Source organism: Neisseria sp. P0021.S006 (assembly GCF_051956895.1).
The window spans coordinates 1-518 of record NZ_JBQCWZ010001042.1 but is presented as its reverse complement, the minus strand read 5'-3'; the positions used below and the strand labels follow the sequence as shown (position 1 = coordinate 518).

1 protein-coding gene is annotated in these 518 nt (G+C 53.5%); it reads right to left on the bottom strand.

All coding sequences use genetic code 11. The features are described 5' to 3' along the window. Nucleotides 1-462: alcohol dehydrogenase catalytic domain-containing protein (locus ACTHUM_RS18610; RefSeq protein WP_440403769.1), on the bottom strand; the 462-nt coding region annotated here is incomplete at its 3' end. Between the last annotated feature and the right edge of the window lie 56 nt (nt 463-518).

The following is a 518-nucleotide window of genomic DNA, read 5'->3' as shown; positions in this document are numbered from 1 at the left end:
AGTGGTCACACCGGCACAAGTAATGCTCGAAGCTTGCGCAGGATCCAAGCCCTCAGGGACTTTGACCGCGTAATCGGCACTCACGATACAGTGGGTCGCCATGCCGCCGTCGGCAGTATAGCCTGCGTTCAATACAGAGCGGCACAAGGTTTCGCGGCCGGTATTGCAATATTCGCAAGAACCGCAGCTTTGGAACAGCCATGCGATGCTGACACGGTCGCCGACTTTCAGATTTTTCACACCGTCGGCAACTTCTTTAACCAAACCGATGCCTTCGTGTCCCAACACGCGACCCGGTTTGTCGCCGTAATCGCCTGCCGCAACGTGCAAGTCGGTGTGGCACACGCCGCAACACTCGACTTCCACCAACGCCTCGCCATATTCCAGCGGACGCAGTTCGCGTTCAACAACTTCTACATCACCTGCTACATCTTTATTTACTACCACAGCATGCATTTTCATGAGAGAGTCTCCTAGGGTGTTGAAAAACTGTTTAGCTATGAATGAGAATACTCCCC